This is a genomic window from Rhodococcus opacus, from assembly GCF_012396235.1.
In the GTDB taxonomy this organism is placed as follows: Bacteria; Actinomycetota; Actinomycetes; order Mycobacteriales; family Mycobacteriaceae; genus Rhodococcus_F; species Rhodococcus_F opacus.
Genome location: NZ_JAAXPA010000010.1, coordinates 66,289 through 87,185, shown reverse-complemented (window position 1 = coordinate 87,185; position 20,897 = coordinate 66,289). Strand labels below are relative to the sequence as shown.

General features: G+C 66.1%; 15 protein-coding genes and 1 pseudogene. 8 read left to right on the top strand and 8 right to left on the bottom strand.

Going from position 1 to position 20,897, the window contains the following annotated elements; translation table 11 throughout:
* Nucleotides 1–103 precede the first annotated feature (103 nt).
* Both HGB39_RS15675 and HGB39_RS15670 read left to right on the top strand, forming a co-directional pair.
* Complete coding sequence (locus HGB39_RS15675; protein WP_064080426.1) at nt 104–2,905, top strand: AMP-binding protein; 2,802 nt, start codon at nt 104–106, stop codon at nt 2,903–2,905.
* A 186-nt stretch (nt 2,906–3,091) separates the two neighbouring features.
* Entirely contained in the window at nt 3,092–3,316 is a 225-nt protein-coding gene (locus HGB39_RS15670; protein WP_005571558.1) for a DUF3263 domain-containing protein, read from the top strand.
* Between the two features lie 358 nt (nt 3,317–3,674).
* On the opposite strand, the gene HGB39_RS15665 is transcribed toward HGB39_RS15670, so the two are convergent.
* The 3 genes from HGB39_RS15665 to HGB39_RS15650 form a co-directional block, all read right to left on the bottom strand.
* Nucleotides 3,675–4,877 (bottom strand): patatin-like phospholipase family protein, encoded by a 1,203-nt coding sequence (locus HGB39_RS15665; RefSeq protein ID WP_052024052.1) that lies wholly within the window; start codon nt 4,875–4,877, stop codon nt 3,675–3,677.
* A gap of 608 nt (nt 4,878–5,485) precedes the next feature.
* Nucleotides 5,486–5,899, bottom strand: a complete 414-nt coding sequence (locus tag HGB39_RS40595; protein ID WP_514120896.1) for a DUF3592 domain-containing protein — start codon at nt 5,897–5,899, stop codon at nt 5,486–5,488.
* Between the two features lie 380 nt (nt 5,900–6,279).
* A complete protein-coding gene (locus tag HGB39_RS15650; protein ID WP_039951491.1) occupies nt 6,280–6,591 on the bottom strand; it encodes a DUF4193 domain-containing protein in 312 nt (103 codons plus the stop codon).
* An 800-nt stretch (nt 6,592–7,391) separates the two neighbouring features.
* On the opposite strand from HGB39_RS15650, the pseudogene HGB39_RS15645 reads away from it, so the two are divergent.
* The 3 genes and pseudogenes from HGB39_RS15645 to HGB39_RS15630 all read left to right on the top strand — a co-directional run bounded on the left by HGB39_RS15645 (nt 7,392) and on the right by HGB39_RS15630 (nt 12,066).
* A pseudogene (locus tag HGB39_RS15645) lies at nt 7,392–8,263 on the top strand (universal stress protein).
* Between the two features lie 1,297 nt (nt 8,264–9,560).
* Nucleotides 9,561–11,612 (top strand): NAD(+) synthase, encoded by a 2,052-nt coding sequence (locus HGB39_RS15640; protein ID WP_005571570.1) that lies wholly within the window; start codon nt 9,561–9,563, stop codon nt 11,610–11,612.
* Nucleotides 11,613–11,829: 217 nt separating this feature from the next.
* Nucleotides 11,830–12,066, top strand: coding sequence for a hypothetical protein (locus HGB39_RS15630; RefSeq protein ID WP_005571572.1), 237 nt, complete (start codon nt 11,830–11,832; stop codon nt 12,064–12,066).
* Between the two features lie 616 nt (nt 12,067–12,682).
* Here HGB39_RS15630 and HGB39_RS15625 read toward each other — a convergent pair.
* Nucleotides 12,683–13,387, bottom strand: coding sequence for an acyl-CoA thioesterase (locus HGB39_RS15625; RefSeq protein WP_248949841.1), 705 nt, complete (start codon nt 13,385–13,387; stop codon nt 12,683–12,685).
* On the opposite strand from HGB39_RS15625, the gene HGB39_RS38690 reads away from it, so the two are divergent.
* The 3 genes from HGB39_RS38690 to HGB39_RS15615 all read left to right on the top strand — a co-directional run bounded on the left by HGB39_RS38690 (nt 13,355) and on the right by HGB39_RS15615 (nt 16,890).
* A complete protein-coding gene (locus HGB39_RS38690) occupies nt 13,355–13,519 on the top strand; it encodes a hypothetical protein (RefSeq protein WP_240960934.1) in 165 nt (54 codons plus the stop codon). The two genes, HGB39_RS15625 and HGB39_RS38690, sit on opposite strands and share 33 nt — an antisense overlap.
* 256 nt (nt 13,520–13,775) lie before the next feature.
* Nucleotides 13,776–15,923, top strand: coding sequence for an acetate--CoA ligase family protein (locus HGB39_RS15620; RefSeq protein ID WP_005571574.1), 2,148 nt, complete (start codon nt 13,776–13,778; stop codon nt 15,921–15,923).
* Nucleotides 15,924–16,098: 175 nt separating this feature from the next.
* Nucleotides 16,099–16,890 (top strand): IclR family transcriptional regulator domain-containing protein, encoded by a 792-nt coding sequence (locus HGB39_RS15615; RefSeq protein WP_005242619.1) that lies wholly within the window; start codon nt 16,099–16,101, stop codon nt 16,888–16,890.
* 67 nt (nt 16,891–16,957) lie between these two features.
* Here HGB39_RS15615 and HGB39_RS15610 read toward each other — a convergent pair whose 3' ends face one another.
* The 4 genes from HGB39_RS15610 to HGB39_RS15595 are packed head-to-tail and all read right to left on the bottom strand — an operon-like array spanning nt 16,958 to nt 20,610.
* Entirely contained in the window at nt 16,958–17,839 is an 882-nt protein-coding gene (locus HGB39_RS15610; RefSeq protein WP_005574798.1) for an amidohydrolase family protein, read from the bottom strand.
* A 30-nt stretch (nt 17,840–17,869) separates the two neighbouring features.
* On the bottom strand, nt 17,870–18,670 hold the full coding sequence (locus HGB39_RS15605) for an SDR family NAD(P)-dependent oxidoreductase (RefSeq protein ID WP_005574796.1): 801 nt from the start codon (nt 18,668–18,670) through the stop codon (nt 17,870–17,872).
* The gene (locus HGB39_RS15600; RefSeq protein WP_043794065.1) at nt 18,667–19,203 is read right to left on the bottom strand and encodes a carboxymuconolactone decarboxylase family protein; all 537 of its coding nucleotides are present in this window, start codon (nt 19,201–19,203) and stop codon (nt 18,667–18,669) included. Before HGB39_RS15600 ends, HGB39_RS15605 begins: the two co-directional genes overlap by 4 nt.
* 45 nt (nt 19,204–19,248) lie before the next feature.
* Complete coding sequence (locus tag HGB39_RS15595; protein ID WP_242323067.1) at nt 19,249–20,610, bottom strand: cation:dicarboxylate symporter family transporter; 1,362 nt, start codon at nt 20,608–20,610, stop codon at nt 19,249–19,251.
* Nucleotides 20,611–20,897 lie beyond the last annotated feature (287 nt).

Genomic DNA, 20,897 nt, shown 5'->3' with positions numbered 1-20,897 from the left:
TCGCGCCTCTGCCGGCCGAGGCAATCGCCCGCCTGCACAGTGACGGGCAGCGGGACAACCTCCTCCACCGCACGTGACGAGGTGGTCCCATGATGGATGACCGGTGACGACCTCCGGGCAGGACGAGGACCTGCTGCTCGCGGTTGTCCGGGATCTCGTGGCCGAACGGCGCACCGTCGATCGTGCGGCGCCCGCGACGCTCGACAGCGAGTTCGGCCATGACCTCGGGCTGGACAGCCTCGGTGTCACCGAATTGCTCGCCCGTACCGAAGATGCGTTCGGGGTGAGCCTGGACCGCGGCGTCCTCGCCACCGTAGAGACGCCCCGTGATCTTATGACCGCCGTGCGCCGCGCCCCGTCGCGGAGCCGTCTGCCGTCGATACCCGTGCGGCACCCCGCGCCACCGCCGATCGCGCGGACTCCGGACGCGACCGCCACCCTCACCGAGGCGCTGTCGTGGCATGCCCGCACCCACCCCGATCGCGTACACCTGCGCATCCTTTCCGGCGGGACGGAAGACGAGGGAACACAGGACGAGGTCTGCTACGGCGAGCTGCAGTCCGCCGCCGCCACCGTGTCCGCCGCCCTACTCGCGCGCGACCTCCGGCCCGGCGACCGGGCAGCCATCATGCTGCCCACAGGCCGGGACTACTTCACCACCTTCCTCGGCGTGCTTCTGGCCGGCGGCGTCCCGGTACCGGTCTACCCGCCTGCCCGTCCGTCGCAACTCGCCGAGCACCTGCGCCGCCAGGTCCACATCCTCGGCAACGCGCAGGCCCGCATGCTGGTCACCGATCCGGAAGCCGCGCGCCTGGCCCGGCTGGTACGCGGCCAGGTGGAGTCAGTGCGCCACGTCCTCACCCCGAACGAACTGACCGGCTACGGGGAAGCGGCCGGCGCGGTCCGGGGCGCCGATGACATCGCTCTGCTGCAGTACACCTCGGGCAGCACCGGCGACCCCAAGGGGGTGACCCTGACCCACGCGAACCTCCTGTCCAACATCCGGGCGATGGGCACGGCGACGGGAGTCTCCACTTCGGACGTCTTCGTCAGCTGGCTGCCGCTGTACCACGATATGGGCCTGATCGGTGCGTGGCTGTCCAGCCTGTACTTCGGTGTGCCGCTGGCGGTGATGTCGCCGCTGGAGTTCCTGGCCCGGCCCGCGCGGTGGCTATGGGCCATCGATGCCCACCTCGGCACGCTGTCCGCGGCCCCGAACTTCGCCTTCGAGCTGTGCATGCGCAAAATCACCGACGCGGAGCTCGGCGGGCTCGACCTCAGCTCGTTGCGGATGGTGTTCAACGGCGCCGAACCGGTGAGCGCGGATACCGTGACCAGGTTCGCCGAGCGATTCGCCGCCTACGGCTTACGCCGCCAGGCCCAGGCCCCGGTCTACGGACTGGCGGAGGCGTGCGTCGGCCTCACTCTCCCCCCGGTGGGGCGCGGTCCGGTCGTGGACCGTGTCGACCGCGAGCGTTTCCTGCGCACCGGACGGGCGATACGGGCCGCCGATGCCGACCTGGATCCGCTCCGATTCGTCGGCTGCGGCCAGGCGATTCCCAATCATCAGATCCGCGTCGTCGACTCGGCGGGAAATGTGCTCGGCGACCGGCGCGAGGGCAGGATCGAGTTCCGCGGACCCTCGGCCACCACGGGATACTTCCGCAACCCGCGGGCCACCAAGGCGCTGCTGCGGCACGGATGGCTCGACACCGGCGATCTCGGCTATCTCGACGGTGGAGAACTCTACGTGACCGGCCGGATCAAAGACCTCATCATCCGGGCAGGCCGGAACCTGCACCCGGAAGAGCTCGAGCGGGCGGTGGGCGATATCCCTGGTATCAGGAAGGGGTGCGTCGTCGTCTTCGCGACATCCGGGCACCCCGGCGGCACCGAACGCCTGGTGGTGCTCGCCGAAACGCGGCAGACCGCGGATGCCACGCTCACCGGACTGCGAGAACGCATCATCGGGATCAGCATCGACCTGCTCGGCACACCACCGGACGACATCGTGCTCGCACCACCCGGTACCGTGCCGAAGACCTCCAGCGGCAAACTCCGGCGCGCCGCCACCCGTCACCACTACGAGCAGGGAGACGTGCGGGCTCGTCCCCGCCCGGTGTGGTGGCAGCTGGCCAGATTCGGGGCACGGGGTGTGCTCCCTCGCCTACGGCGCGCCGGTGCGATCACCTTGACCGGGGCGTACGCCCTGTGGTGCTGGTCGGTGGTCGTCGCGGTGGGCCTGCCGACCCTGATCGCCGTGGCTCTCGTTCCCGGCCTCGGCGCCCGCAGGGTTGTCGTGCACGCGGCCGCCCGCAGCCTCGCCCGGCTCACCGGCACCCCGGTGACCGCGAACGGAGTCGACCGGCTCGCGCAGGTGACGTCTTGTGTCGTGGTCGCCAACCACGCCAGCTTCCTCGACGGCATTGCGATGTCCACTATCCTTCCCCACCACTTCACCTTCGTGGCAGGTGAAGTCTTCGAGCACAAACCGCTGGTCGGCTTCCTGCTGAGGCGGATCGGCACTCGATTCGTCGAGCGGACCGAGCGCGAACAGAGCGTGGCCGACACCGGTCACCTCGAGGAAGCGGCCGCTGGTGGCGAACCTCTGGTGGTATTCCCCGAAGGCAGCCTCTCTCCGGTGCCGGGCCTGCGCCCCTTCCACATGGGGGCCTTCGTGATCGCCGCTCGAGCCGGTCTTCCCGTCGTGCCGGTCGCGATCTCGGGCACCCGCGCGATGATGTGGCCCGACCGAGGCACGATCATCCACCGTGGAGCCATCCACCTCGCTGTTGCCGAGCCGATCCTCCCTGTCGGGAACGATTGGACCGCCGCCACAGTGCTCGAACGAAAGGCACACGCCGCGATAGCCGCACACTGTGGGGAACCCGACATCCGCCGGTGACCCGCCACCGCGACGGCAAGCCCTCCGACCTTCCCGGGCGAGGACTTCGGACTCTAGAGCGAGCCCCGATGATCGCCATACGTTGACTGCAAGCACGGCCCGGCCCCGGTGTGCGCAACTGAGCACAACTTGCGCCAGCACCTCCTCATGTCGGCGCACCGGACTGAACGGTGAAAGGCGACGATCATGCCCAGTACCGAAGCGGTGCAGATGGTCGACTTCGAACGGCGATGGTATCGCCACGGCGGTGGGCCCGCCGACGGCATCCGAACCGAGTTCGGGCTGCCCGCGACCACGTTCTTCCGGCGCCTCGAGGACCTTCTCGAAACCGACCCACCCGACACCATCACCCAGTCCGAGGCTTCGGAGATGCTGCGAGTATGCCGACGCCGACTCTGGCTCGACGAGTGATCCCTGTACGGCCCAGGCACAACCTCTGGCATCGCCGTCTCCGCGTCGGTCTTCTCGGCAGGTGCTGCGTCTCGGCGACGAGGGTCGACAGCGAGCCCAGGAAGATCTTGCGGCGACGCCGCCGGAACGGACCCGATACAGCGTCTCGGGCGCGGAGTCGGCGGCGCTCGCGTTTCGTGGTGCGCCGGCGGGGATCAGGTGGGTGAGGACGAGGTCCGAGGCGGTGACGGTGTGGGTGGGCCAAGGGCTCTGACCACTACTCTTCGTCACGATAGGCAGGCTGGCGGTAACGAAACTTCACGTTCGCGTGGTTTGCGTTCTCTGTGTGCGGTCGACAACGCGGAGCTTCGTATACGGACTACACCGTTCTTCCGCCAGGGTCTGTGCCATGCTTGCGACCCAACTCGGCGATCTGACCAGTGAACTCCGGATCGAACAGTAAGAAGCTCAGTAAGTCGCCGCGGTCCTCGTGATCCCCACCGACCAGCCGCGCGATCACGGATGGTGCCGGGTTGCGCAGGAACCTGCGCAACGCGGAACGGCCACCCGTCACCTCCTCCGCGATCTCGCCGATGCGTCCTGCCTGTTCGAGCGGTGGGCCGGCGAAATCGATGCCGATGGGACGGTCGGCGGGCGAGACCGCCAGGCCCTGCGCGACCAACGCGTTACGAAACTCGAGTTCATGCAGATCCTCGATCATGCGATATCCGAGCATCGCCCGCAGTGCCAGCGCGGCTACACCCGCCACGTCAGGAGATACGGGCCGGCGCCGCCGACTACCTTCCGCGACGGCCGGTGGCCACACCCTCGGCTGCGTTGCGACGATACCCACGTGGTTCGCACCCAGCACCAGCGACGGTTTGATCGGGGTATTGAGCAGCAAACCGCCGTCGATGTGCCAGCCCGAGCGTTCAGGCGCACACCCGTCGCTGATGTAGATGGGCCGGAACAGGATTGGGACGGCCGCGGACGCGAGGAGATGGTCAACGGTCAGTGTCGTCGCAACATAACTGATATTTCGCCGTGCGTCGTACTCGGGCAGGGCGACCGAGTCATTCTTCTCCACGAACACCACTGTTCCGCCCGTTTCGACGGACGTCGTGGTGACGGCGACCGCGTCCACCAGTCCATGGCGGATGTTCGCATGCATCCGGCCCCACGGGACGAGCCGCTGCAGCGTCTGGCGGATCGGGGACGTGTCGAGCAGGCTGACCAGCCGTACCCGGGGCACACCGATTGCCTGCCCGAAGAATGCCGCACCCGTCCCGAGGACACTGGAGACCAACGAGTACACATCGGACGACTCGACGTCGGTCCACAATTCGACGATCCGCTCCGCGGCAACGGATAGTCCGTCGTCGGCGAATGCGGCGAGCCCCACCACGTTGAGCGCACCGGCGCTCGTGCCGACAAAGATCGTCGGAGTCGCGCTGTGCGGGGCCATCCGAGGAAGCAGGGTCGTGATTGCACCCGCCTGGTAGGCGCCGCGCGCCCCTGCCCCCGCGACGACCAGCGCCGTCCGACCTGCTCCGTGGGGACCGCCCGCCGCCTGTCTGGGCATGCGCCAACGCTACCCGCCCGCTTCACCCGCTGAATACCAACTCAACGCCCTGGAGCGGGTCGGTTTCTGCGGGAGTCGATCTGTGGGGAAAGGCTCCGGCTCCCTCGACCGGGTCCGGAACGCGTCCGACTGCTCCCACCGGAGGCATATGGGACAACACACTGGCGCAACATCCGCGGAGAACTCGATGTGCGGACCAAGCAACGTTCGTCCTCGACCACCGGCGAGATCCCTCCCCATTTCGAGGCACCCCTACTGTCGGATCATCAAGCTGATCAGCGCTATTGCACACGGCATGCCGCGGGCTCCGAACTCGAAGCAGCTGCGAGAATCCAAGCCCCTGCTCGGTCTCGTGTACCGCCGTCGCGAGGCGTCGCACCCATCCGACCTGTCGGTCGAGGCGGTAGCGGTGGTCGGCATCGGTGCGATCGTCGAATCCCATCGGAACCTGCGCGGTTCGGTACCCTTCCAATCTCACGGTCTCCGTGAACACCTGATGGCAGCCACTGTCAAGGACCACCCACGGGCGCCGAGTGTTGCGCAGTTGTATGCGTCGACCGTCAGCTGATCGACCATCCCGGTGTGTGTCCGAGGCTCTGCCATTCCCGCTACCACTGCGCGCGGTGGCGTTTGTCGAGCAGCCAATGAAATCCGATCAGGAGCAGGCCGCAGCCGACCGTTCCGAGTACCAGGAACCCGAGTGCCGCACCACCAAGGGCCCCGATCGCGTTGTCGGTGCCGGTGTTCGGGGCTTGCATGTAGTTGCCGTCCTCGTCGACCCAGACGGTGACCGTCTGGCCGGCCCGGGCCCCGACGCCGCTGTCCACGATGCCGGTGTGCTCGGCTCCGTCGACCACCCACCGGGCGCGGACCTGGTCCTGTCCGGTCGGGCCCCCATCGGTGGGCGGGGATCGTCGAGCAACACAGCGGGCACCTGTTGCCCGCTGGTAGCAGCCTGGTGCGCCTGGTCGGTCAGGCGGGTGTACGTTGCCGTACCGATGGCACCGGCGGACTTCTGTCACCTCCAAGGACCGACACGGAGGGGACCACCGTCCGGGCGGTGCGCAGTCACGGTTCCGGCAGCGGAGCAGTCCAGGTCAGACGGGTGCCAGTGGGTTCGTGGGGTGCCACGGTGCAGGTACCTCCGGCCTGCTCGGCCCGAACAGTCAGATTGTGCAGCCCGCTCCGCGCCACCGCCCGAGGAAGACCGACACCGTCATCGGCGACGTCGATCGTCAGGTCGTCGTCGACCGAGACGGTGACCGCCACCGAATGGGCTCGGGCATGATGTCGGCACCTGCCGGTCATCGAATGACGCGGGCACCACCTCACCCTGCCCCGCCCCGGCGGTGACCGCCGCTGACCCCGAAGGCGCACCGGCTGATCGATCCGACAAGCCGGCTCAGGTTGCGCAGTCCCGGCAGAACTTCATTCCATCCTTCGTCGCCGCCAGCCGCGAACGATGATGTACCAGAAAACAACCCGAACACACGAACTCGTCCGCCTGCCGAGGCCGAACTCGCACCGTCAACTCCCCCTCCCCCGACAGGTCCGCCCCCGGCAACTCGAACGCCTCCTCGACCGCGACGTCGTCGGCATCCTCATCGATCACCGGCATCGGGGACTGCCGGCGACCAGGCGGCTCCTCCACCGCATCGTCGGTATCGACATCCTCGACGCGAGTACGCCGCGGTGCGTCGTAATCAGTGACCATGACGACCTCCACAACTTCCACCGCGCCAACACCCGACACGGTGACATCGACGCTAGATCCCGCAACAGCACACCGACAGAGGCCATAGGTCACTACCGTCGCCCACAGGGTCACCGGTCGGCGGCACCGCATTCGCGGACGGGAATTTTCGCCCCGGCCGACCTCGCGAGCGCAGGCCGCTACCCTGAGCAGCCACCTGGCTCCGCGGCGAGGCTGCATCCGGCGCATCCGGAGCGCTACCGATCGACCCTGGACTCGTGACCGCTCGCAGAACGACTTGATCGCCGGCCATCACCTGCCGGCTCGTCGCAGGCCCTACCCGCTGTCACCGGCATCGCGCACTCCCCGGATTCGGTGGGCGCGGTGCGCATCAGAGGTGAGGGAGGGAGGGCGGGACAGATCATGACCTGGCAGGCGCTGTGCTCGACAGTCGCAGGGCGGTCGAGCACAGTAGCGCGCGGGCACCACGTGATCGACCCGCACCGCGACCACCGGGGCACCGACGAGACGGGGTACTCGAACGCGCACCACACCGCTTCGGCACCGCGCTCGGTTCCGTCCAAAGCGCCGAGCGTATGCGGCCACCGCCGATCGCGGTGGCCGTGTACACCTGCTCCGGCAACGCGTGCCCCGCAAAGGCCCGCCCACCCGGGCGCGAACGAAGCGCCCCCGCCGCCCGGCAGGCGAGGACCTTCGACTCCTGACATCCCCAAATCGTCTGCGGGATGCTTGGTGAAGTCGGGCTGCACCGGGAGATCACACGATCAGGCGACCAGCGCACGCTCACGGAGGAGGACACCATGGCCGATCCGATCGTTGTCGGAGTCGACGAACATTCCGCCCTCTCTGCAGTCACATGGGCCGCGCGGGAAGCGGTTCTGCGAGGCGCGTCCCTGACGCTGGTGTCCGTCACGGCCCGCCCCGGTTCCGCCGGTGTCCCGATCGAGGCGCCCGCCGGGGTCTTCGAGGGCGCCGACGAGGACGCGGAAACGCTTCTGGCGCGAGCCAAGGCGATCGCGATGACAGTCGTACAAGGGCGCTCACTCGAGATCACTTCGGTGCATAGCATCGGATCACCCGTACCCGAACTGCTCTCGCGCGGTCGGAATCAGCTCAGATGCTGGTTGTGGGAACTCACCGGCATGGGCCCGTCGAGCGGCTGATTCTCGGGTCGGTCAGCGCCGCCGCTGTCGCGCACGCCCACTGTCCCGTGGCGGTCGTACGCGAACTCCCGCATGTACAGCCACACCAGATACCCGGTCCAGTCGTGGTCGGGGTCGACGGGACGGCAAGCAGCATACCCGCGATCGACCTCGCGTTCGAAGAAGCAGCACTCCGAAATGTCGACCTTGTAGCCGTACACGCATGGTCAGACATTGACCTGCACAAAGTCCGCGGCAGTCGCGATTTCGCATGGGACACCGTTCGCACGCGTGAAACCGCCGCACTCTCCGAGAGCTTGGCAGGGCATGTACAGGATTACCCGGACGTGAAGGTTCGACCGGTGGTCGTCGCGGACCGCCCGGCACACAATCTGCGCAAGCACGCAGAAACCGCGCAACTGCTCGTCGTGGGTCGCCGTGGTCGCGGTGGATTCCCGGGCATGTTGCTGGGATCGACCAGCAGAACGCTTACCCACTGGGTCAGTTGTCCGCTCATCGTCGTCCACTAATCGGCAACACTTCACCGTCATGCCCGCTCTCGAACAACAACACAGTTAGGCCGAATGACATTGTCACTGCGGTCGCCGAACGGAAGCCATGGCGGGCCGGCACTGAACATCGCAGACGCGAACGCCGACGGCGCTCCTGCGAAGTCGATCGTCCTCGCCGAACGCTGTTGCGGGCCGGGGCAAGCCGAGGCCCTCGCGGAGTTGAGCAAAGACACATGCGCTCGCATGCGCTGATAGCAGATTATCGGATGTGCGGTCCACCGGTTCCCCGTCCGTGGGCTGGGTTCAAACCAGAACCAGAGAAAACATCTGATGCGATGAAAGGGGCGGGGCAGTACGATCCGGCATGGAGATGACCTAGGACTCTTCCGGCGGGAGGACGAACAACCGCACAGTTGTACTACTAACGCCAATTGCGGAGCTCGATGGAAGCGGAAGCGGACCGACAGTCATGCCCGAAAGACAGTACCCACACCCTGTCGCCGACACTGCATACCGACGGCGACGGTGCACCGATCCCTCGTATACGTGGATTCGCCACCTACCCGGTGGTGTTCTCGTCGGCGCAATCGTCGCAGCAATTGCCATCAGCCTTTTCATCTGGCTCGCAACGGAGCCGGGGGCATCGGCACGATGCGTCCTGCAGTCACGGCAACGCTGATACCGCACTTGTCAGACGTTCATATCGATACGCCGACCAGGGACCGCACAATCTCGCTCGGCCGCGCCGCCGGCGGAAACACGAAGAGCAATTCGCCGTCATTCAGTCCCGTCGCGGTGTAAGGGGAGTATGGGGAAGCGTCTCGGATCGTTCGCCTACGCTGCCGGACCAGAGCCACTGCTCTCCATCGCACGTTCCTGACCTCGACCCGTCGGCCCACGTCATGGCTCAGCTCTTGCCCGACCGACACGAGTACGGAACCGACACGAAAGCTTGGGAGCCGGGACGCTCCCCGCTACCCGCCTGTGTCATTCATGAATTGTGCGCACTCGCCGACTGTCGGTTTCGGAGGCCGATTGCACACGCTCCGGGAGAAAAATTCGACAGCGCACACAACTTCGTCGGCGACACGTATCGGAAGTCAGGTGCATTCATCGCGGCCGCAGAGGAACTGACGACCAGCAAGGTCGTGGTGGACGAGTGGGTGGTGCTGGTGACCCCAGCGTGGTCTCGGCGCTTTCGGTCTCGCTGCCGCGCACCTGCGCGATGCGGGATCGTCTCCAATCCGGTCCGCACGTCCTATCGTGGATACGTGCAGGTGCACGGCCGCACACGGCGGGACAAGGGTGGTGATCGATGAACTTCCGCTCCAGCTATCGGCACGGTTTCCTCCGCGCGGCAGCCTGCACCATTCCCACGGCAATTGTCCAACCCGGGGTGAACGCGGTGTCCGTTCTGCGTGCCGCACGCGCCTGCCATGACGAGGGCGTCGGGTTGGCGGTATTCCCGGAACTGACACTCTCGGGTTACTCGGTGGACGACCTTCTGATGCAGGACACCGTGCTCGACGCCGCCGAGCAGGCGTTGGGTGAGGTAGTAACCGGCTCGGCGGAGTTGTTGCCCGTCCTCCTGGTCGGCCTGCCCGCACGCCACGGGCATCGGGTGTACAACGTTGTCGCCGTGATTCATCGCGGACGCCTACTGGGTGCGGTCCCGAAGTCGTATCTGCCCACCTACCGTGAATTTTACGAGCGACGGCAGCTCGCGCCCGGGGACGACCTGCGCGGTCGCACGACCCGGCTCGGCGGAACGGAGGTGCCGTTCGGCCCCGACCTGCTGTTCGAAGCCGGCGACGTTCCCGGATTCACGTTTCATGTCGAGGTGTGCGAGGACATGTGGGTTCCCATTCCACCGAGCGCCGAGGCGTCGTTGGCCGGTGCCACCGTGCTGGCCAACCTCTCCGGAAGTCCCGTCACAATCGGACGGGCCGAAGAACGCCGACTGCTGGTTCGGTCAGCGTCCGCCCGCTGCCTGGCCGCGTACATCTATTGCGCCGCAGGTCCGGGCGAGTCGACCACGGACCTGTCCTGGGACGGACAGACCCTGATCTACGAGAACGGGGTGCCGCTCGCAGAGGCAGAACGGTTCTCGCGGGGGCGCCAACGCGCCGTCGCCGACATCGACCTGCAGCTTCTGCGCAGTGAGCGGACCCGCATGGGGACGTTCGACGACAACCGGCGGCAACACAGCGCACGAGGCGAGTCGTTGCGCCGCATCACCTTCGAGTTGCATCCCCCCTCCGAGGACATCGGCCTGCACCGCCGAATCAGCCGATATCCCTTCGTCCCCGCCGACCCCGCCCGGCTCGAACAAGACTGCTACGAGGCGTACAACATTCAGGTCGCAGGGCTCGAACAACGACTGCGGGCGCGACCGGGATCGAAGGTCGTGATCGGGGTCTCCGGCGGCCTGGACTCCACCCAAGCGCTGATCGTGGCCGCCAAGGTGATGGACCGCCTCGGCCGGCCACGACGAGACATCCTCGCCTACGCCCTGCCCGGCTTCGCCACCAGCGACCGAACACGCACCAACGCGAGCCGGCTCAGCGCGGCACTCGGCGTCGACCTCACCGAGATCGACATCACGCCGACGGCACGGCTCATGCTCAGCGAACTGGGCCATCCCTTTGCCCGTGGAATTCCGCTGTACGACATCACCTTCGAGAACGTTCAGGCGGGTCTGCGCACCGACTACCTGTTCCGCGCCGCCAATCAACGCGGCGGACTCGTCCTCGGCACGGGCGACCTCTCCGAGATCGCACTCGGCTGGTCGACCTACGGGGTGGGCGATCACATGTCTCATTACAACGTCAACTCGGGAATCCCGAAGACCCTGATACAACACCTCATCCGATGGGTCATGACGACCAACCAATTCTCCGATGACGTGTCACACACCCTCGCGCGAGTACTGAACACCGTGATCAGCCCCGAGCTGATTCCCGCCGCACCCGGTGAGCCGCCCCAAAGCACCCAAACCACGATCGGACCCTACGACCTCCACGACTTCTTCCTCTTCCACGCACTCCGTTACGGATTCACCCCCTCGAAGACTGCCTTCATCGCCTGGCACGCCTGGCACGACCCAGCCGGCGGCGACTGGCCACCCGGATACCCGCCCTCTACCCGAGTCGCCTACCAACTTCCCGACATCCGGCAGTGGCTGACGGTGTTCGTCGAACGTTTCTTCGGGTTCAGCCAATTCAAGCGATCGGCGATGCCGAACGGTCCCAAGGTCAGCCTGGGAGGATCACTGTCCCCCCGGGGAGACTGGCGCGCGCCCTCGGACGCCTCCGCCCGCATCTGGCTCGACGAACTCGAGCGCAATGTCCCCACACACTGGGAATGATCGCCCAGCTGCGCTCTGGGAGCGCGGGCCTCGTGCGGCACGAGGACCAGCCCGACGACCAAGCCTCCAACCCGAAGATCCCGCTCTGTCCCGCACATCGAGTTATCGACAGATGCTCAGATGGAAGGACTCGCGCAGAGTATTTCGGTAAACCCCCACAGCAGAGCATATTTCTGGTTCGGACAGCCGCGATCTCGGAGGGAAGGTTCCATCGACGATGGTCTCACGCACCAGGGTCGGCAACCCGTTCCGCCGTACCGGTCGCTCAATGTGCGGGCGTTTCGGTTCGTGGGAGTTCCGTGAGGCCTCCGAGGACTACTACCGCGAGATGGATGCGATGAAACAGGACCTCATTCAGTGGTATCGGTCCGGGAACTACGACAAGCCGTGCCTGGTGGTGTGGGTCGGCGACCCGGCGAGCGATTGCACTCGACGACGGTACGGACTCGTATGAGGTGCTCCGACAAGGCCGTGTACCAGCGCGTATGCGCGTTCGAGCACGGGATCCGACCGAACACAGTCGGCAAGAGAGGTTTCGCACTCGGCCACGTCGCGGGTGCACTACACCACGCGCAAGGCCATGCCTGAACCCCCAACGGACGCAAGGTTCCGCAGAATCGGCTATCAGCCCTCCGACAGAGCGAGATCCCCAACCACCCACGCCGACAATCGACCGCCAAGGACGTCACCGATCCAACGGTGAAGCGAATCCAGTTGGCACAGACATTCGGGTGTGATCAGGATCGATGTACGCCTGCATAGCCCGCACACGCAACGTGATGATCGCCAGTGGGTCGAGCGAGATTCTGAATCAACGCAATATCGAGATCTTCGGCCACCGCTTCAAGAAGCGCCGCCAACAATCGGCTGATGAACACCGACCAGACCCCGGCTTCACCGCGATAGCCCCGAAAAGAGGGCCACTTCGATGACGATTCTGTACTGATCGGACTGCAGATCCGGTCTCCGAGGAGAATCGGACAGATCATTTTCAGAGGACCGGTGCGATTGGGAGGCCTCGAATTCGATAGTCGACGAGGGCCTGTCAACGACGGTTTGGAATTGACATCTCACTGCCGAAATCCCTGTTGGGTGACTGTGGCGACGAGATCCCCTGAGGCGGAGTAGATCAGACCGCGTGCGGTACCTAGCCCGTGTGCGGTGCTGTGTGGACTGTCCTGAACGTACAACAACCATTCACCTATGTGCACGTCTTGGTGAAACCACAAGGCGTGGTCCACACTTGCCACCTTCTGTTCGCCGGAACGGCGAAGGTCGCCACGTGTATTTGCGATTACAGGAAGTAACGACCGATCGGAAGCAAACGCCACAATCGCCCGGTGCAGATTTTGTGATGCCGTAGACCTGAGCGCTTCGGCACGGAACCAGAAGCGCCGAAGCGCCGGATCGTCACCGTCGTCTATGTACCTCACATCCAACGGCCTGGATGCGGTGCGCCACCGGGTGCGGGTCGGCCAATTTATCCCGTCCGGAGGTACCGAGGGGTCCCGGTGACGCTGATGAAGTGGCAACAACGATTCGGGATCGGGCGACGGCGGTGGGGACTTGGAGACCACATCTTGCAGCGGGCGAGCCTCGGTAAAGGATGCTTGGAAGGTCATCAGTTCCCGAGCTCCCTGGTGTGCGGTGACCGATCGGGTCGAGAAAGATCTTCCGTCCCTGATACGGGTGACGGAATAGTTGATGGACTCCCCCGGCCGTCCGGGACGCAGGAAGTATGCATGCAGCGAGTTCGTTATTCGGCTGTCGTCCACCGTGCCGGTAGCCGCGAGAAGCGCCTGGGCCAGGAGATGCCCGCCGAATACTCGTTGATCGAAGCCGTCTGGTGGATGTCCGACGAAGCGATCCGCAGCGACCGCAGTCAGCGCCAGTCGGGCGGCGAGTGAGGTCGTATTCACCATGCCGCGGATAGATGAGTCGTCGCCATCTACGCAATCGGTGGGTCCCGTCAGCTTCTCATCGGCTCGTCGAACGCTGCTTTTTGTCTCCATAGACAGTACTCTATAGAGTATGTAACTATGGTCACAAGGCATGGAGGCCGGTGATTCGGCGCACTTCGAATCCGAATCCGGTCGCTGAGCCGCTTCGGGCCTGGGGTGCATGACCCCTTTCGCACTATTCGCTGCACAGGAGTTGACAGATATGCAGAAGCAGTCAGATACGGCTATCGCGCGACCGCTGCTCGCGCCCAAGAGTGTGGCCATTGTGGGCGCCTCGGATGATCCGACGAAGACGACGGCCCGACCGCAACAGTTCCTGGCGCAGGCCGGATATGAGGGGCAGGCCTATTTCGTCAATCCGCGGCGGGAGACGGTGCAGGGAGTGAAGGCGTGGCCGAGTTTGTCTTCGCTGCCGGAGGTTCCCGAGCACGTGTACATCATGACCGGTGCGGAGGCCGCGATCGAGGCGGTCCGCGAGTGCGCCCGCCTCGGCGTCGCTGTGGCGACGGTGCTCTCGTCCGGTTTCGCCGAGGAAGGCTCGGAGGGGCAGGAACGGGAAGATCGCCTGCGTGCCGCGGCGGCGGAAGGCATCGTGCGGGTGGTGGGTCCGAGCAGCCTGGGCGTGGTCAATCCCCGCAACGGTGTGATGCTCACGGGTAACGCCGCGTTCGGCGAACCGGACATCCCCCAGGGCGGCATCTTCGTGGCATCGCAGTCCGGCAGCGTGATCGGGTCTCTGGTCAGCCGGGCTCGCGGTCGGGGAATCGGGTTCGCCGGCCTGGTGTCGACCGGTGGCGAGGCCGATCTGTCGTTGGGTTCGATCTGCGAGGCCACCCTCGACGATCCTGGGGTGACCTCGTATGCGTTGTTCCTCGAATCGCTGCGCCATTCCGAGGACCTGGCGTCGTTCGCACATGCCGCCCAGAAGGCCGGTAAGCCGGTTGCGGTGTATAAGCTGGGACGCTCGGAAGAGGCTGCCGCACTCTCGGTGTCACACACCGGCGCGCTTGCGGGTGAGGACAGCGAGTCGGAGGCCTTCTTCCGGGCCTGCGGTTTCGCCCGCGTGAACAACTTCGAGTCGCTGGTCGAGGCGCCGGCTCTGCTGAAGCGGGTCGGGACGGCCGACCAGCCGCGGACACCCCGGATCGGTGTAGTCACCACCACAGGCGGCGGTGCGGCGATCATGGTGGACCAGTTGGCTATTCGGGGAATGACGATCGCCGGTCCGAGCGAGCAGCTGGTCGCCGACATGAACGCGGCAGGGGCTCCCATCCCCCACAGCTTGATTGCGGACCTGGGCCTGGCCGGGGCCCGGCACGACGTGGTGACCACGGCGCTGCGGTTGCTCCAGGACAGCGGTGAGTTCGACCTGATCGTCTTCGTCATCGGTTCGTCCGCCCGTTTGAACCCGGAACTGGCCGTGCAGGCGATTTCCGAGAGCGGGGGGCACGAGGTCCCGGTGGTGGCGTTCGCGTTGCCCGAGGCGCCCGAGGCCGCCGAACTCCTCAATCGTTCAGGAGTCCCGGCGTTCCGGACTCCTGAGTCGTGCGCCGATGTGGTGGCGGCGGCGTTCACGCGCGTGTCGGCGACCATCGGTGAGGGTGCTCGCTTCGCCGTCGATGCGGCCGCGAACACCGAAGTCCTCGACGAAAAGGTGTCGGCGGATCTGCTGACGCGCCAGGGTGTGGCCTTCGCGCCGTCGGTGGCGGTGTCGGTCGACGAACTCGACTGCGACCTCGGGCTTCCGTTCGCCTATCCGGTGGTCGTGAAGGTGCTCTCGGACAAGGTGCCGCACAAGAGCGATGCCGGCGGCGTGGTCCTCGGGGTCACCGATGACGAGGGAGTGCGGCGCGCGGCCCGGGAGATCGTGGCCAACGTCGCCGGCTACGACCCGGGCGTGGTGGTCGACCGAGTGCTCGTCCAGAAGATGGCGCCGAAGGGTCTGGCCGACGCTCTCGTGGGATACCGGGTCTCGCCCGATGTCGGGCCGATGGTGGTGCTGTCGACCGGTGGCGTGCTCGCCGAGATCTTCGCCGATTCGGCGGTGCGGCTCGCGCCGGTGGATGCCGCGACGGCGCGGGAGATGATCGACGAGGTCAAGGGACTCTCGGTCGTCACCGGATACCGGGGTCTGCCCGAGGGTGACGTCGCGGCCCTGACGGAGACCATCGTCGGCCTGTCCCGGCTGGCGATCGACGATCCCGACGTCCTCGAGGCGGAGGTGAACCCGCTGTCGATCGGTGCCGCAGGCACGGGCGTGGTTGCGCTCGACGCTCTCGTTCGGCGGATCCCGGTGGCCGCGGGCGCGTCCGCGGCCACCGAGTCCGTGGCGGTGCCTGCACGGAGCTGACGAACTTCCCCTGCCAGCTGCCACCTGCCCGATCCCCAGGGGATCGGGCAGGTGGCAGCGTTGCGTCGGGGGTACTGGCCGAGAGGACGTTAGGATGGGTTTCGGCCGTGCCCAGCGTGCTCAGAGACTGCAGCGGCGTACGACCGGGTGCGTACGCGAGGAGGAGCACAGGCAGATGCCGAGAGACGATCCGGACTACATCGAGTCGGTCAGCAAGGCGTTTCAAGTGATCGAGGCGTTCAGCGCCGAGCATCCCGCCCTGACCATTTCGGAGGCGTCCGCGCTGACCGGGCTGACCCGCCCCACGGTGCGGCGGATCCTACTCACGTTGGTGCGACTGGGCTTCGCATCACCCGCGGAGAACAAGACCTTCGTGCTGACGCCGCAAATGATGCGACTCGGGTACGCCTACCTGTCGTCGACGCCGGTGTGGGATCACGCGATGCCCTACATGCGCGATCTTGCCGATTCGGTGCGGGAGTCGGTGTCTTTGGCGGTCCTGGACGCTCCCGATATCGTGTACGTGGCCCGCGTTCCGGCGGCCCGGTCGATGACGATCACGTTGACCGTGGGAGCCCGGCTGCCGGCGTATCCCACGTCGTTGGGCCGGGTGCTGTTGGCCTCGTTGTCGCCGCAGGCGCTGGACGAGTATCTCGCGAGCACCGAACTCCGACGATTGACGCCCACAACGATTTGCGATCCGGACGAGCTGCGTGAGGAATTGGCCCGGGTCCGCAAGCAAGGTTTCGCGATCATCGACGGCGAGCGGGAGGAAGGGGTGCGGTCGGCGGCCGTGCCCGTGCACGATCATCAGGGCCGCCCGATCATGGCGCTGAACGTCTCTGCCAATGCGGCACGGGTGACGGTGCAGTCTCTGGAAGAGGAGGTGGTTCCGCAGTTGCTCCGTACTGCGGAGACCATCTCGAGTCACAGCCGCTTTTCGCGGCATCACACCGCCTCGGGCTGACACATCAATACGGGCGCAGACCCGGCAAAGGATCTGCGCCCGTATCTATTTCAGACGGTGCTGGCGGTCAGGAGAAGTCGAACAATTCCGTCGGGTTGGCGACCAGGAGTTTGTGTCGGTTTCTCTCGTCGGGAACGATGTCCGGGATGCCGTCGAGGAGGATCCCGTCGTCGGGCATCGGGCCGTAGAGGTTGGGGTGGGGGAAGTCGGTCCCCCACACGACGCGCTCGGGGGCGTGCGCCGCCAGGGATGCGGCGAGCGCGTTGGCGTCGTCATAGGGCGCGCCGGTGAGGGTGACTCGGTAGGTGCCGCTCAGTTTCAGCCAGACGGTGCCGGTGTCGAGCAGTCGTCGCAGTGCCTGCACGGGCGGGCTGTCGAGGCCGTCGTTCAAGTCCACCCGGCCGAGGTGGTCGATCACCACGCGGGTGGGGATCTTGGTGATGACACCGAAGCGGTCGACGGCTCCGGTGCCCGCGACGTGAATCTCGACGTGCCAGCCGAGCGGCTCGACCAGGTCGGCGTACCGCAGAATCTCCTCGTCCGTCGGTGCCGCCCCGAGGTGCGGCATGAACTGCAGCCGGATCCCGCGCACACCCTCGGCGTGTAGTCGGTCGAGTTCGCTGCGCGGGGTGTCGAGTCCGATCAGGGCGACACCGCGGTAGCGGCCGCCGCCGGTACGCAGCGCATCGATCAGAACCGCCTGATCTCGTCCGTGCGAGGCGGATTGGACGATGACCGCACGGTCTATCCCGAGCGTCCGGTGCAACCGTGCCAGTGCGGCTTCGGGGACGTCGGGTGGGGTGAAGGTGCGGTCCGGGGCGAAGGGGAACGTCGCGGCCGGGCCGAAGACGTGGCAGTGGCTGTCACACGATCCCGGCGGGGGCCGGAAGGACGGCGGTGTGGGGTGTACGAGTGGTCCAGGGATGGTGGGTTCGGGTCCGAGGGTCATGGGATCTCCTGTCGGGCGACGGGCGGGTCGTCAGTCGCAGCGGGCGGACATGCCGCCGTCGACGACGATCTCGGTGGCGGTGATGAACCGTGCCTCGTCGGAGGCGAGGAACAGCGCGACGTTCGCGGTGTCGCGGCCGTCACCCATGAAACCGAGCGGGATCCGGGCCACGCGCTGCTCGAGCAATTTGTCGACGTCTCCCCCGGTCCGCTGGCCCGCGAGCCGGACCTCGACCATCGGGGTGTGCAGCTGGCCGGGAACGACGGTGTTCGCGCGGATGCCGAGCGGGGCGTGCTGCACGGCGATCGAACGGGTGAAGGCGATGATGCCGGCCTTCGAGGCCGCGTAGGCGGACTGGGCGGCGCCGGTCCAGCGGATACCGGAGGTGGAGGCGGTGTTGACGATGGCGCCCGACCCGGCCTCCTTCATGTGCGGGAGCACATGCTTACAGGTCAGAAAGGTGGTGGTGAGGTTGAATTCGAGCTGACGGTTCCAGTCCTCCTCGCTCATCTCCACCGGTCCCCCGGCGCGGGATCCGCCGACGTTGTTGACCAGGACGTCGATGGCTCCGAGCGTGCCACGGCATTCGTCGACCATTGTGCGCACCGCGTCGGTGTCGGTGACGTCGCACTGGAACGGGACGATGGCACCGTCGGGCCCGTCGAAGCGGGCGACGGTTTCGTCGAGGGCGTCGCGGTTGAGGTCGACGGCGAAGACGCGTGCGCCCTCTTCGGCGAAGCGGACGGCCGCTGCCCGGCCGTTGCCCCAGCCCGGGCCGACGCTTCCGGCTCCGGTGACGATCGCGACCTTGCCCTGCAGGCGTGCACTCATGCTGTTACTTCACTTTCTTCGGTCTGTCGTTGCTGTCCGACGTGGAGGGCGACGAGGAACCTCGACACCATGTTGTAAGCGGCGATGGTTCCGGTGAGTTCGACGAACTGCTGGGTGCCCAGTTCCGAGTGCAGTCGGTTGCTCAGTTCGTCGTCAACCGACACCGTCCGAGTCATCGCATCGGTGTAGTCGCGGACCAGCAGCTGCCGCGGGGTGAGCGGCGTGGAGTCGGCGCCGTCCCGTAGGGCTGCGACCTGTTCTGCGGACATGCCCTCACGCAGTGCCAGCGGGGCGTGGGCGCGCCACTCGTACTCGGCGCTGTTGAGGTCGGCAACCCGGCAGATCGCCAGCTCCCGCAACTCGCCCGGCAGGTCCATGTTGCTGCGGACCGCGCCGAGCAGGGTGTTCCAGCCGTCGGCGAAGGGCTCGCTGTGCAGCAGCGCCTCGTCGAGCGGGGTGAGGTGGCCGCCGCGGCGAGCGCGCACTCGGTCGGCGACTTCTCCGGTACCCGTCGCGGGTACGACTCTTGCCACGATTATTCGTCCTTTGGTCGATCGGTGTTCTGGCGGGTCGGCGCGTTATTTCGCGGCGAATTCTTTGGGGGCGACAGTCGGTTCGGCGTCGATCACGGTCGGGGTGGTGTGCCCTTTCATGACCTCGGTGGCGTAGGTGGGATCGAACTGCTTTTCCCAGCGGCTGACGACGATGCTGCCGAGCATCTGCCCGGACAGGCTGACCAGGCCGCGCATGGTGGACATGAACCGGTCGACGCCGAGGATGAGCATGATGCCGGCGACCGGAATGACCCCGGTGGTGGGCAAGGTCGCGGCGAGGATGACGAATCCTGCGCCGGCCACCCCGGCCGCGCCCTTGGAGGTGATGAGGAAAACGGCGAGCAGGGCGAGTTGCTGGGTCAAGCTCATGTCGATGCCGAAGGCCTGGGCCAGGAACAGGGAGGAGAACCCGAGGTAGAGGCAGACGCCGTCGGAGTTGAAGGCGTATCCGGCGGGAACTACCAGGTTGACGATGCGGGGCGGGCAGCCGATCTTGATGAGTTTTTCCATCAGCTGCGGCATGACGGCCTCGTAGTTCGACGTTCCCAGGGTCACCAGGATCTCGGGCTTGAAGTAGCCGTACAGGCGCAGCACCCGGATGCCGGCCATCCGGCAGATGATGCCGAAGACGGTCAGGCAGAACAGGATTCCGGTGACCCAGAACGTCACGACCAGCGAGGCCAGGCTCTGCAGGGTGGACCAGCCGTAGGCACCGGTGGCGTAGGCCATTGCACCGAAGGCGCCGATCGGTGCCAAGTACAGCACCAGCCGGACCATGTCGAAGAAGATGTCGCCGACGATATTGATTCCCTTGACCACCGGTGCCGCGGGGGTGCCGACCGCACGCAGGGAGATCGCGAACAGCAGTGCGACGAGCAGCACCTGCAGGATGCTGTGTCCGGTGAAGGCGCTGACCACGGTGTCGGGAATGATGTTGATCAGGAACGAGTACCAGTGCGTGTTCTCGGCGGTGGAGATGTATTTCTCCGCCGATCCGGTGATCGCCAGGTCGTCCGGGTCGGCGTTGACGCCGGCGCCGGGTTTGATCACGTCCACCACGACGAGGCCGACGATCAGCGCGATCGTCGTGACGACCTCGAAGTAGACGAGTGCCTTGAGGCCGATGCGACCGACTCCGGCGAGCTGGCCGGCCGAGGCGATGCCGGTCACGATCGCGCAGAAGACCACCGGGCCGATGAGCATGCGGATCAACGAGATCCAGCCGTCACCGAGCGGTTGCAGGGCGGTACCCACGTTCGGCCAGATCAGCCCGACCACCGCGCCCAGGACGATCGAGACCAGGACGGTGACGTACAGGTGGGTGATGAAGGCCTTGCGCAAGAGCGACGGGCGTTTCGCGGGTGCCGCGGGGGTCGAGTCAGACATATCGAAGTCCATTTGTTCGCAGGACGTACATTTGTACGTAAGACGTTCACGACGATACGGAGTGGCGTGAATCTCTGTCAACACCCGCTCGGGCGTCGACCACAGCACTCAAGGTCGAATGGAGCAGGTCAACGTACAGTGATGGCAGTCACGGTGAGGTGTTGACAGTGTCGTGGAGCACGTTTAGCGTATTCGACAGCCGTACGGATGTACGTCTGTCGAACATTTCAGCGGGCGGTGAGCCCGCTTCGCCCTCGTCTGGCGTGTGGGTTCCGGACATCTCTCCC